At 53.3% G+C, this 13,050-nt stretch carries 13 protein-coding genes; all 13 read left to right on the forward strand.

Annotated features, from left to right (window positions below):
• Positions 1–971: 971 nt before the first annotated feature.
• The 13 genes from SH302x_RS19130 (at position 972) to SH302x_RS19190 (ending at position 13,050) form a co-directional block, all read left to right on the forward strand.
• Positions 972–1,739: a hypothetical protein gene (locus SH302x_RS19130; RefSeq protein ID WP_479364137.1), complete on the forward strand. Its 768-nt coding sequence runs from the start codon at positions 972–974 to the stop codon at positions 1,737–1,739.
• A gap of 433 nt (positions 1,740–2,172) precedes the next feature.
• A complete protein-coding gene (gmd, locus tag SH302x_RS19135) occupies positions 2,173–3,291 on the forward strand; it encodes a GDP-mannose 4,6-dehydratase (RefSeq protein ID WP_479364139.1) in 1,119 nt (372 codons plus the stop codon).
• A 37-nt stretch (positions 3,292–3,328) separates the two neighbouring features.
• Complete coding sequence (locus SH302x_RS19140) at positions 3,329–3,532, forward strand: hypothetical protein (protein ID WP_479364141.1); 204 nt, start codon at positions 3,329–3,331, stop codon at positions 3,530–3,532.
• Between the two features lie 423 nt (positions 3,533–3,955).
• Positions 3,956–4,510, forward strand: a complete 555-nt coding sequence (locus tag SH302x_RS19145; protein WP_479364142.1) for a Uma2 family endonuclease — start codon at positions 3,956–3,958, stop codon at positions 4,508–4,510.
• 448 nt (positions 4,511–4,958) lie between these two features.
• Positions 4,959–5,195 carry a hypothetical protein gene (locus SH302x_RS19150; RefSeq protein ID WP_479364144.1) on the forward strand — a complete coding sequence of 79 codons (237 nt, stop codon included), beginning with the start codon at positions 4,959–4,961 and terminating at the stop codon, positions 5,193–5,195.
• A complete protein-coding gene (locus tag SH302x_RS19155; protein WP_479364145.1) occupies positions 5,188–5,766 on the forward strand; it encodes a DUF6036 family nucleotidyltransferase in 579 nt (192 codons plus the stop codon). The genes SH302x_RS19150 and SH302x_RS19155 overlap by 8 nt, the downstream gene beginning before the upstream one ends.
• A gap of 325 nt (positions 5,767–6,091) precedes the next feature.
• Positions 6,092–6,646: a Uma2 family endonuclease gene (locus SH302x_RS19160; protein WP_479364146.1), complete on the forward strand. Its 555-nt coding sequence runs from the start codon at positions 6,092–6,094 to the stop codon at positions 6,644–6,646.
• Positions 6,647–7,530: 884 nt separating this feature from the next.
• Positions 7,531–7,782: a hypothetical protein gene (locus tag SH302x_RS19165; RefSeq protein ID WP_479364147.1), complete on the forward strand. Its 252-nt coding sequence runs from the start codon at positions 7,531–7,533 to the stop codon at positions 7,780–7,782.
• Positions 7,779–8,351, forward strand: coding sequence for a nucleotidyltransferase (locus SH302x_RS19170; RefSeq protein ID WP_479364148.1), 573 nt, complete (start codon positions 7,779–7,781; stop codon positions 8,349–8,351). Before SH302x_RS19165 ends, SH302x_RS19170 begins: the two co-directional genes overlap by 4 nt.
• Before the next feature lie 71 nt (positions 8,352–8,422).
• Positions 8,423–9,307 (forward strand): GDP-mannose 4,6-dehydratase, encoded by an 885-nt coding sequence (locus SH302x_RS19175; RefSeq protein ID WP_479364149.1) that lies wholly within the window; start codon positions 8,423–8,425, stop codon positions 9,305–9,307.
• Between the two features lie 261 nt (positions 9,308–9,568).
• Positions 9,569–10,831: a glycosyltransferase gene (locus SH302x_RS19180; RefSeq protein WP_479364150.1), complete on the forward strand. Its 1,263-nt coding sequence runs from the start codon at positions 9,569–9,571 to the stop codon at positions 10,829–10,831.
• 196 nt (positions 10,832–11,027) lie between these two features.
• A complete protein-coding gene (locus tag SH302x_RS19185; RefSeq protein WP_479364151.1) occupies positions 11,028–12,143 on the forward strand; it encodes a glycosyltransferase in 1,116 nt (371 codons plus the stop codon).
• A 214-nt stretch (positions 12,144–12,357) separates the two neighbouring features.
• Entirely contained in the window at positions 12,358–13,050 is a 693-nt protein-coding gene (locus SH302x_RS19190; protein ID WP_479364152.1) for an FkbM family methyltransferase, read from the forward strand.

Here is a 13,050-nt window from a genome sequence, read left to right on the forward strand (position 1 = left end):
CCAAGACGGGCTGACGGCGGGACTATGAACTAAGACCGGCTGAAGCCGGGACTACGAACGTGGAACTCGCGGCCGACCCTCCCAAGCTGAGAGGGTGAAGAGAGTGCGGGATCGTAGGCCGGTAACAAGGTCGCGATGTTGTTGCCGGAACTGCGCAAAGCCAATCGATAATCGTTCGACGGGGTTAGTGACGTTGGTCAGGATAAAGCGACCGAAGTTCCGGCAAAGGGGGGCTTTACTTGTTACCGGCCTACGGGGATTGTTTAACCGCGCGGGCATCGCTTCGCGTTTGTGATGGTTGGTAACGCGGCCCGATGGGCACGCGGTTAAACGACGAGCATCCTCCTTCGTTTAAGCGTCAGCCGACAAGCGTACGCGGGGTAACCAAGAAACCACGCGGCGATCAACCGGAACAATCGGAACTTTTTCCAAACGGCGCTTGCGAACCTCTAATGGCCGCTTATCTTGATTGCATTAGCCTCAGCCCATCCCATTTGCCAACTGAACACGGGTCAACTACTCTTAGCTGCCACCCACGGGAACGAAGTCCGCGCGGAGCTAGCCAAAACCCGTTGCAACTCGCCGTTTCCTTCGGCCAGGCCGCTAACGTCGACCGGAACAAGTAAAGCCCAGTCCGCGTCGGAGTATCGGTCGTTAGATCCACAGCAACCGTCCGCTCTCTTCAACCTCCTTCCGGGGAGGGGTGTTTCGTTTAACCGTCAGCCGCTAGGCGTACGCGTTTCTTCTTCACCCTCCTTCGGGGAGGGTCGGCCGCGAGTTCCACGAGCGACCGGGGAGGGGCGTTTCGTTTAACCGTCAGCCGCAGCAAACAGTAGCAGACATCACTCTGTGTGCCGTCCGCAGAAAAGCCATGTCACGGCACAGCGGAGTGTGCCTACTACCTTGGCACCAAGAACCAAGAACCCGCTTTGCGGCAACTAAGAACTTCCGCGCAGCGGAACGAACCGACCATGATCCCCTATTCCCCTGAGTACTTCGCAGCCCGTGACGCGGCGCTACGCATCGCAACTGCGGGCTTCGAGGGGTTAGATGAGATGGAGCCCAAATTGCCATGTGGGCATGCTTATGGTCTCCACAAGAGTGCGATGCTGACGAGTGACTATCGGGTTCGTTTAAGGAGGGGGATCGTGGACGTTACGCCTCAAGAAGTCATTGACTGCTTGATTCAAGCAAACATCAAAAATTGGTGTTTAATGGGGCTGCATGGTTATGTTGGTTATTTGCCGATGCCTCGAGCAACTCAAGATGTCGACGTGATGGTTCCTTACAGCCAGCGAAAACGTGCCGCGGATGCAGTGGGCGCGCGTTGGCCAATGTTGACGCGAGTGGAGCTGCCACAAGTCATCAGGTTTCTCGATTCGACTGATTTAGATCCAGACGGAAATGCGAAACCGGTCGTCGATGTGATGAATCCGTGGAGTGCATTTCAAGAGACGATTTTGCGAGAGCATGTGCTTACCGATGAGAAGACCGGCAGTCGTTATCCGACGGTCGAAGCGGCCCTGGCATCCAAATATGCAGCGCTGGTTTCCCCCAGTCGCAGTCGCGAGAAAAAGGAATACGATGCAGGTGACTTTCGCAAGATCGCAAAGGCGAACCATCACCTGGTGAATCGCGATTTGTTGCATGCATTAGGCAACCAGATATGGGAAAAAGGCGGCGACGAGGTGCTTAAGTTCATCGAGCTCACGTTGACCGATAAACCGCTACCAATTTAGACATCGGCCCCCCACGCAGCGGCTAATTAGAACCAAGCACCTTTTCGTTTAACCGTCAGCCGCTAGGCGTACGTGAAAGTAGCAGGCACACTCCGTGTGCCGTCCGCTCTTCTTCACCCTCCTTCCGGGGAGGGTCGGCCGCGAGTTCAGCGAGCGACCGGGGAGGGGGCATGTTCGTAGTACCGCCTTTAGGCGGAAGTCTCCAATTTGAGAACATATACCCATTGCCAGCTAAAGCCGGTACTACAAACAGCAGGCGTATGCGTTTCTTCTTCAACCTCCTTCCGGGGAGGGTCGGCCGCGAGTTCCACGAGCGACCGGGGAGGGGCGTTTCGTTTAACCGTCAGCCGCTAGGCGTACGCGTCCTTCAAACCACTACCAATGCCGCCTGAAGGCGGTACTACAAACTAAGAACATCGCGAAGCGATCACCCATGAAACGCGCCATCATCACCGGAATCACAGGCCAGGACGGCTCTTATCTCGCCGAACTCCTGCTGGAAAAGGGCTACGAAGTCCACGGGATCAAGCGCCGCGCGTCCTCCTTCAATACCGCTCGCGTCGACCACATCTACCAATCGCCTTACGATGAAGCGTCCAGGTTCAAACTGCACTACGGCGACCTGACCGATTCGTCCAACTTGACCCGCATCATCCAAGAAGTCCAACCCGACGAAGTCTACAACCTGGGCGCTCAATCGCACGTCGCCGTCTCGTTCGAATCACCCGAGTACACCGCCGATGTCGACGGCATGGGGACACTGCGATTACTGGAAGCCATCCGCTTCCTCGGACTAGAAAAAAAGACACGCTTCTACCAAGCGTCCACCTCAGAACTATTCGGCCTAGTGCAAGAAATCCCTCAAAAAGAGACCACGCCGTTTTATCCCCGATCACCGTACGCTTGTGCGAAATTGTACGCGTACTGGATCACCGTCAATTATCGCGAATCGTACGGCATGTACGCTTGCAACGGCATCCTCTTTAATCACGAATCGCCCCGTCGCGGCGAAACGTTTGTGACTCGCAAGATCACTCGCGGCATAGCCAACATTGCTCAGGGTTTAGAAAAGTGTCTTTACTTGGGCAACATGAACGCACTACGTGACTGGGGGCATGCCAAAGATTATGTCCGCATGCAGTGGATGATGTTGCAGCAGGAGACTGCCGAGGATTACGTCATCGCCACCGGCCAGCAGATCAGCGTCCGCGAGTTCGTTCGGAAGGCGGCACTAGAAGCCGGCGTAGAGCTTGAGTTCAGCGGCCGGGACGCGGGCGAGATTGCCACCGTCAGCAAGATCCTGGACGCAGAAAAAGCACCAGAGGTCTCCGTTGGCGACGTTATTGTCCGAGTCGATCCACGCTACTTCCGTCCCGCTGAAGTCGAAACCTTACTGGGCGATGCCAGCAAAGCGAAAGACAAACTGGGCTGGGAATGCGAGATCACGGTCGAAGAAATGTGTGCCGAGATGGTCGCCCACGATTTAGAGAATGCCCGCAAGCATGCGCTGCTCCGACACCACGGTCACGACGTCAGCGTGGCGATTGAATGACAGAACCAAGAACCAAGATCCCGCTTTGCGGCAACCCATGCTTTCCCCCGAAACCCTAGAATCTTATCGTCGCATGACGCCTGGCCAGCGGTTGAAACTGACGATTCAGCTCATGCAAGGGATGGAAAAAGCGTTATGTAGTGGGACGTCCGAGCAAGTTGAGCGAAAATTTGCGTTGCTGCGGCGGGAAAACGAATTGCGAAATCAAAACATGCTTCAAGCCATTGCGGCATCCAGGTAATTTTATTGGAAAACCCCGTCATTCGTGCTTTGTGGGAGATCATTGATTCTCTTGACGCGCATAGGGTTGATTATGTTTAGCCGTCAGCCGCAGGCGTACGCGTTCTGCTTCACCCTCCTTCGGGAGGGTCGGCCGCGAGTACCACGAGCGACCGGGGAGGGGAGTTTCGTTTAACCGTCAGCCGCAGGCGTACGTAAAGTAACCAAGCACCAAGTACTTTCTTAGTTTAACGCATCAACCGTAGGCCGACTCTCCAGACCCGACTTCAAATACACGACGATGGGGCAGGAGCCCCAACCTACGAATCAAATCATTAGCCGCAATGCGCAGCATACTGGCTCTTTAGTAAATAAAACAACGCACTCGACGCCCGCTCACTGCGCGCTGCGGGTAATAGAACTAAGTACACACGCAGCGAAAAAAATGCCGACCGTTTACCATTCGCAATCCGTTACAGCAGAGGAGCTGCTTAAAGTATCCGCTGATGGCAATCGATATGAACTGATGGAAGGAGTCTTACTTATGATGTCACCGGCAGGAGGACAACATGGTCGATTGGCGAATCACTTAGCATGGCTGCTTAGTAATCATGTCAATGCAAACGCATTAGGGATCGTGTTCGCTGCTGAGACCGGTTTTCGAATTGCGAGCAACCCCGATACGGTTCTCGCGCCCGATGTGGCGTTTGTTAGCCAAGCGAAATTTCAAGGTTTCGAGCATGAGACAGGTTATTTGCCGCTCGCTCCAGACTTGGTTTTGGAAGTTCTCTCGCCCAGCGACCGATTTTCACGCGTCGAAGCGAAGGCGATGGCATGGCTGGATGGTGGCTGTCGCTTGGTGTTGCTTGTTAACCCTGAGAATGAAACCGTACATGCCTATCAATCGCGTCAGCATATCCAAGTCTACGAGAAGCATGAAACCATTGATTGTCATCCCGTTGTCAAGCATTGGTCGTTAGCCTTAGATCAGGTCTTTTGATGTTTTGTGACCGCCTCCGCTAGGCAATGGTAGCAGGCATCACTCCGTGTGCCGTCCGCTCTCTTCACCCTCCTTCGGGGAGGGTCGGCCGCGAGTTCCACGAGCGACCGGGGAGGGGTGTTTCGTTTAACCGTCAGCCGCAGGCGTACGCGTTTCTTCACCCTCCTTCGGGAGGGTCGGCCGCTACCGTAGGCCGGAACAAGCAAAGCGCAGTTCCGGCAATAAGATGCTAGCAATACAAATCCGGCTAAAGCCGGTACTACAAACAGCAGGCGTACGCCTCCTTCTTCACCCTCCTTTCGGGGAGGGTCGGCCGCGAGTACCGCGAGCGACCGGGGAGGGTGGCACCCCCTCATCGTCAACTTGCCAGATGTTTAACCGTCAGCCTCGCTAGGCCGCCGCGTCTTACAACCAAGAACCAAGAACCAAGAACCAAGAACTAAAAGTCATGACCAACCTACCCTCATTCGCGTCTCAATGGGTCCAGCAGTGGAAAGACGCGGCTCCTCGCTTGCAAGCCATTCGCGACGAAGAGCTACGTCGATTGGGTAATGGTGCCAAGGTACCGAGTCCTAGCTATCGCATCTATGATAAGTATCCTGAACGGCACGGAATGGTGATTATGCAGCAGTGGTTTATGCGAGGCTACTTATTGTCGCAGGCCAAGCTGAAGATAGATGAATGACGTTGACCTCGCAGATCTGATTTCGGCAGCAGCTAGGCTTCAAGCCAGTTGGAGAGCGATCGGTTTTCAATTTTGTTTCATTGGAGGTTTGGCAGTCCAACATTGGGGCGAGCCCCGTCAAACCAACGATGTAGATGCAACGATTTGGACTCAGTTTGGAAACGAGCGACCGGTCATTCGCCTTTTAATGGAGCAGTTAAAGGGGCGAATTGAAGACGCGGATCAGTTCGCTTTAGTGAATCGAGTGTTATTGGTTCAAGAAGCGAGTGGAGTGGACGTTGATGTTTCGCTTGCCGCATTTCCTTACGAGCAAGAACTTATTGGTAGAGCACAAGAGCAATCCTTTCGAGGTGTAGGCTTAGTGATTTGCGGGCCGAGCGATTTGGTCATATTAAAAGCGTTTGCCAATCGTCCTCGCGATTGGCAAGACATCCGTGGCATCCTGATCCGCAGCGCCTCGCAGTTGGATTGGAAATTGATTGAGTCTGAATTACGAGTCCTTGCGGAACTCAAGGAGGAACCTGAGATCCTACAGAAGCTCGAAAAACTCCGAACTGAAATCATCCACTAAGAACTAAGAACTAAGAACTAAGAACCTTTTCGTTTAACCGTCAGCCGCAGGCGTACGCGTCCTACTTCACCTTCCTTCCGGGGAGGGTCGGCCGCGAGTACCACGAGCGACCGGGGAGGGGTGTTTCGTTTAACCGTCAGCCGCCTACGTACCTCAGCGACTCCGCTCGCTGAGACAAATCCAATCCCCCCGCGGTCGGAGCCGCAGGGCCACACCAAGCTCCCCTTCGTTTAACCGTCAGCCGCAGGCGTACGCGATCTTCAAACCACTAGCCAATTCCGCCTAAAGGCGGTACTACAAACCAAGAGCCAAGGACGAAGCTATTATGTCCACTGTCCTTCAATTGTCGCTTGCCGAATATGACTCGATGGTCCTTGTTGGGGCATTTGATCGAATTGCGCAAAAGGTAGAGTTGATTCGAGGAGAACTTGTAGCGATGAATCCAGCCGGACCGCTCCACGATGACCTAGTGACATACCTTACAGATTGGTCCGCAGACCACCGCGACCGCGCAAAGACAACCATTTCGTCTCAAACAGGCTTGAATCTTGCAGAGCAAGTCAGTCGTCCCGAGCCCGATTTGCTCTGGTTGCGCAAAGATCGTTATCGGCATGCGCACCCTAATGCGTCAGATGTCCAACTAGCGATCGAGGTTGCCCAAAGTAGCCTTGCCTATGACTTAGAACAGAAACGATTGCTATATGCGTCGGCCGGGATAGTTGAATATTGGATCGTGGACGCCATGTCATGCTGCATCCACGTGTTCACGGACCCAGTTGAAGGCGACTACCGTGTCCGACAGATCTTCAAGATTGGGGAAACACTCGCTCCCCAAATCGCTCCCAATGCAAATCTCCACCTATCCGATCTCTTCAGCTAAGCCCTAGCACATCGGGAAGCGATCAACCAAGAACTTCATTCGTTTAACCGTCAGCCGCTAGGCGTACGCTCTGCTTCACCCTCCTTGGGGAGGGTCGGCCGCGAGTACCACGAGCGACCGGGGAGGGGCGTTTCGTTTAACCGTCAGCCGCTAGGCGTACGCGTCCTTCTTCACCCTCCTTCGGGCAGCGTCGGCCGCTACCGTAGGCCGGAACAAGCAAAGCGCAGTTCCGGCAATAAGATGCTAGCAAGACAAATCCGGCTAAAGCCGGTACTACAAACAGCAGGCGTACGCGTTCTGCTTCACCCTCCCGATTTGGGAGGGTCGGCCGCGAGTTCCACGAGCGACCGGGGAGGGGCGTTTCGTTTAACCGTCAGCCGCAGGCGCCCGCGTCCTACTTCACCCTCCTTTTTGGGAGGGTCGGCCGCGAGTTCCACGAGCGACCGGGGAGGGGCGTTTCGTTTAACCGTCAGCCGCAGGCGTACGCGTTAAGGACCAAGCCGTGAGCTGTAAGTTTTAAGTTACAAGCACCAAACTAAACCTATTGCCGGAACTTCGACAACGGGCGAGACGCCCGGGCACCGCAGAAACCACCTTTTCGTTTAACCGTCAGCCGCAGGCGTACGTGAAGTAACCAAGAACCAATAACCAATAACCCGCGCAGCGGAAACTAAGAACCTCTTCGTACCGGCACCTTTGGAACTTTTTCCAATTAACACTTGCGAACCGCTAATTGCGGCTTATCTTGCTTCAAATAGCCTTATCCTGTTTCCAAATACTAACTGAACACAGAACAACTGCACTTAGCTGCCACCCACGGGAACGAAGTCCGCGCGGAGCCAGCAGATTGAGTAGCATCTAGCACCAAGAACCCGCGAAACGGTATGCCTACAGAAGCCGAGCAAAGATTCATCCAAGCGTGGCGATACGCGGCGCCGGAACTGGAAAAGATCAATCGCCGCGAATTGCAGGAGCTTGACGAAACTGCAGGACTGCGAATGATCGGTGCTGAAGCCAAACCAGCGCATACGCACAGCGGTTTGATTGAATTTCAGGCGTGGATGATGCGCTTGCGGGTCATGCAGTTGAAAAAGCAACTATCCCAGCAGCGAATGCCGTCGCCAGCAGACGAATGATTGACCAATCGCTATGGCAGACGGCTCTCGAACTCCAAGAAAACCTGAAAGCAGCGGGGCATTGCTTTTGTTTCATCGGCGGCCTCGTTGTCCAGCGCTGGGGGCAACCGCGAGTGACTGGGGATGTCGATGCCACGGTGCTGTGCGAATTTGGAGACGAGAAGGAGCTCGCCGAAGAAATATTGCGGCTTTATAAGAGCCGAATTGAAGATCCTGTACCGTTTGCAATTCAAGCCCGCATCTTATTATTGCAGGATGCGAGAAGAAATAAAATTGACCTTTCCATCGGCGGCCTTGACTTTGAACATCGAATCATTGAGCGATCGTCCTTTTGGGGTGTTCAGGGCGGTGGCCAAATTCGCACTTGCAGTGCTGAGGACCTTGTTGTCCTAAAAGCATTCGCTTCCCGAGATCAAGACTGGGTCGATATCAAAAACGTTTTGATCCGGCAATCGGCAAAGTTAGACCGAGACCTTATTCGTGAAGAGCTAAGACCGCTAGTCGACCTCAAGGAAGAACCGGAAATCCTAGCCCGGCTCGAAGCCCTATTCTTAGCCACTAGCCCCTAGCCCCTATCGCCCCCTCCGCCTTCATCACCGGCATCACCGGCCAGGATGGTTCCTACCTGACCGAGTTGCTTTTGGACAAAGGCTACACGGTCCACGGGCTGGTACGTCGGTCCAGCAATACAGTTCGGTTGCGACTGGACCATCTGACCTCCAACGAAGAACTTTACGGCACTCGGCTTTTTCTGCACTACGCAGACCTAGACGACACCACCACGGTTCGGCGGTTGCTCAACAGATCACAACCCGACGAGCTGTATCATTTGGCAGGCCAAAGCCACGTTGGAGCGAGTTTTGAAATCCCCGAATCGACTTGCGAGTTCACCGCGATGGGAACCTTGAGGCTTTTGGAAATCCTTCGGGATCTAACCAAACCCTGTAAGTTCTTGAATGTCGGTAGCAGCGAAATTTTTGGGGCTCCTAAGCAGTGCCCACAAAATGAAGACACTCCGATGACGCCCGTTTCCCCGTATGGTGTTGCCAAAGCGTTTGCGACGCAAATGGTACGAGTTTATCGGGATGCCCACAACTTTTTCGCATGCAATGCAATCTGCTACAACCACGAGTCACCACGCCGTGGAGAATCGTTTGTGACTCGCAAGATTGCGAAGGCTGCGGTTGCGATCTCCCAAGGGCGACAGAAGATCCTGACACTCGGCAATATCGACGCCAAGCGTGATTGGGGGTTTGCACCAGAGTACGTCGATGCCATGTGGCGAATGTTGCAGCAAAATCACCCCGCGGATTATGTCCTTGCGACCGGTGTCCAACACAGCGTACAGGATTTTTTGAACGCATGTTTCCAAGCGATACGAAAGCGATGGCAGGACTACGTTCACTTTGACCAGCGATTCATGCGGCCCAGTGAAGTCAGTAACTTAGTGGGGGACGCCCGTAAAGCTCAGCAGCAACTAGACTGGACACCAACCACGTCGCTGTCTGCGATGGTTCAGACCTAATGCGGAACGATACTGAAATCTTGTATACAAAAATCAACTAGCTGCTTGCGGTTTACCACTATATTCCGACAAATGTTAAGAAACACTTGATTATTCTGTCATGTTTACCTTACATTCACCACTATCGCTTGTGCGGGTTGCGCAGGGCTTCGCGACTTGGCCATGTCATGAATAGATTTCTTAGGTACTTATGGCAGTTGTGACCGTTTCATTAAAAGGGTTTCAGCTGCAGCTAACTGGCGGGGAAAGTAAGACGACGGTATGAGCGAACTTACGACGAAACAATTTCGGGTGTGCCATCTTGCGAAGTACTTCCATCCTTTTCGAGGTGGAATTGAGACACACGTGCGGGAATTGACGCAAGCGCAACTGGCCGACGGAATGAAAGTGGATGTGGTGTGCATCAATCATCGTCGGTCCGATGGCTCGGATGCGTGGAGCAGCCGGACGGCCTGGACACCGACGGTTACCGATGACTGCCAAGGGATTTCGGTGCGGCGATTTGGAAAGTTCGGAACGCTTGCCAGATTCGATTTTTGCCGCGGCATCAGCCGTCATATTCGTGCGATTGAAAAAGATGTCGATGTATTCCATCTGCACGTACCCAATCCCGTTATGTGCGTCGCGTTGGCATTGGCCAAACCCAGAAAACCTATCGTGGTAACCTACCACAGTGACATCGTAAAGCAGCGAATCATTCGTAAGCCGTTCAGTGTCCTTGAAAACCGGGTATTTAAAAACGTTCAACGGATATTGGCGACGACGGCGCCTTACGCAGCCAGTTCCGAGGTTCTCAAAAAGTATGCCGATCGCGTGAACGTTGTACCATTTGGATTGGAACTGGAGCGATTCCTCAATCCGTCTCCGTCAGCTGTGGCGCACTGCGAGCAGTTTCGAGAGTTGGCCGGGGATCAACCGCTGTGGTTGTCGGTTGGGCGATTGGTCTACTACAAAGGATTCAAGACTGCGATTGAAGCCTTGCCGCATGTACCGGGCAAACTAATGATCGTCGGTCAAGGTGGCTTGCACGAAGCGCTGCGTGAACTGGCAGTGCAACTGAAAGTGGCCGATCGAGTCATCTGGAAAGATCATCTCAGCGATGACGAGCTGGTAGGTGCATACCATGCGGCGCGTGGATTTTGGTTCCCCAGCATTTTGCGTAGCGAAGCGTTCGGATTGGTTCAGGTGGAAGCAATGGCGTCCGGTTGTCCAGTCATTAACTGCAATATTCCTGGATCCGGTGTACCTTGGGTCAGTTTGGATGGCGTTTCCGGAGTTACCGTTCCGGTGGGCGATGGTCAGGCATTTGCGGCGGCGGCCAATTCTCTGCTGGATGATAACGTGCGAGGTCGGTTAAGCGACGGCGCCCGAAACCGTGCTACAACCACGTTCCAGTCCCAACGCATGGTCAAGCATATCGAACGGATTTACATCGAGCTCACCGGGGTCACGGTAACGCGGCCAGAGCGAGACGGTCATACCACCTTACAATTAAATGATCTGGTCCTTGAATCGTCGCTGTGATTTTTTACAGTGACGCCCACCTTCAGTGACAAATACCTATCAATGAAGCTGGCATGGTGTTTGTAGTACCGCCTTTAGGCAGAATAGTTTTACTTTTTCCGCACGTGCTGCCGCTTAAAGGCGGTGCTACGAACAAAGCACAAATGGCATTGAGTTTAAACGTATCAATGACAAAAGCAGCTTTTGTAACTTGTTGATGCGGATCCTACACCTCTACGCGGGCAATCTGTACGGCGGCATAGAAGCGCTGCTTCTTACGTTGGCACGTTGCCGAGACCTGTGCCCGCAGATGGAACCCGCGTTTGGACTGTGTTTTGATGGTCGCATCAAAAGTGATTTAAAGGACACAGGCGTTCGCGTTTACGATCTGCCAGGGGTTCGATTTAGTCGCCCTTGGTCTATTTTCAAAGCGAGACGTCGTCTAGGGCAAATATTGGCCAGCGACAAATTTGACGTAGTGGCAACCCATGCGAATTGGCCGCATGCAGTTTTTGCACCTGCGGTTCGCCAAGCGAAGGTTCCCCTAGTCAGTTTCGTACACGATGCATTTCGTACAGTTGGTTGGCTAGACCGATTGGCAGCCAGGACGCCGCCTGATCTGGCGATTGCCAACAGCAAATATACCGCTCAGTTTGTCCCAACTGTGTTTGGCTCAACCCCCGTGGAAGTCATTTACCTGCCGGTTGAATCAAGAGCCGTGGAATTGACAGATCAGCAACGAAATGAGATCCGTCACTCACTGAATACGCCCGTCGATGCGACAGTCGTGATCCAAGTCAGTCGCATGGAAGAATGGAAAGGGGCTCACAATACGATCGCTGCTTTAGGAAAGCTGAAGGACGATCCCCGGTGGATTGCTTGGATTGTGGGCGGCGCACAGCGACCAAGCGAGGTTGCTTATGAGAAAACGTTAAGGCAACTTGCTGACGAACACGGCATAACCGACCGAGTTCGATTTCTAGGACAGCGGCGAGACGTTCCAACCTTGCTTGCCGCCGCAGATATCTTCTGTCAGCCGAACGCTCTTCCAGAACCGTTTGGTATCGTTTTCATCGAAGCGTTATATGCAGGGCTCCCCGTGATCACGTCAAACGTTGGGGGCGGAGCAGAGGTGGTGACAAGTCTCGTTGGCAATAGGGTTCCTCCGAACAACGTTCATGATTTAGCTGCTTCGATAAGAGGCTTCGTTGAGTGTCACGATCCCGGCCTAGAATTGTCCGCCAAAGCCCGCGCGCAGGCACTTTGTAGTCCGATGTCACAGTTGGCCGCATATCGTTCTAGAATCGCTACGGCCCTAAGTACTAAGCTTTAAGCAATTGTTGAATCACTTTTCAAAACCGTGGTTTCGATACCAACCTTCGGTTGCTATTTCTCGTCTCTGGAAGTCACTGAGAACGCCACGTTCCAACGTCGCCGTCCGGTTACCATGGGGAACGAAAATTGAAGTTAATCCGCGAGAGACGATAGGTCGCTCGATATGGTCGACTGGAATCACGGACCTCGTTGTTTGTGAATCAATTTGCAGATTGCTTCGCGCAGGAGATACCGCCTATGACATCGGCGCGAACATTGGATTCATGACTGGACTGATGGCGGCAAGCGTGGGCCCTAGTGGAAAGGTCTGTTGTTTCGAACCAAATCCTAATGTTTTGCCACTTCTGAAACGCAATCTGGAAAGAATGTCGCTGGACGGGCTGCGTGAGCCCACTCTTCATGAATGTGCGGTTGCTGCGTCGACTGGTGAAATGACTTTGCACTGCCCGACGGACGCGGACGGCAATGACGGGATTGCACATCTTTCGGAAGATAGTAGTGGTGGTATCCGAGTCCCAGTCAAAACCTTAGACGATCTTCAGAAAATAGATAACGATCATATTCGCGTCATGAAAGTGGATGTGGAAGGATTTGAAGCCGAGGTTTTTCGGGGCGCTACTTCGGTGCTGAAGAATCGCCACGTGGATTATATAATTTTTGAAGAACATCGAAACGAAACCGCGGAGTCATTTGCCGTATTGCAAGATTACGGTTACGAAGTTTACCGACTCGGCTGGAGTTCGTCGTGCGTATTCAGTGTCCCGCTGAGCAGCGGGCCAATACATTCTAGATTCGAACCGGCGAACTTCATTGCAGCGCCGCGAACAGAATTCGTTCAGGCAGCGTTTCACGACGACGGATTCCGCATTTTCAATAAAGACTTTTGGCGCAAGAAACCGGTTTGA

It is taken from the genome of Njordella calcicola (assembly GCF_056494125.1).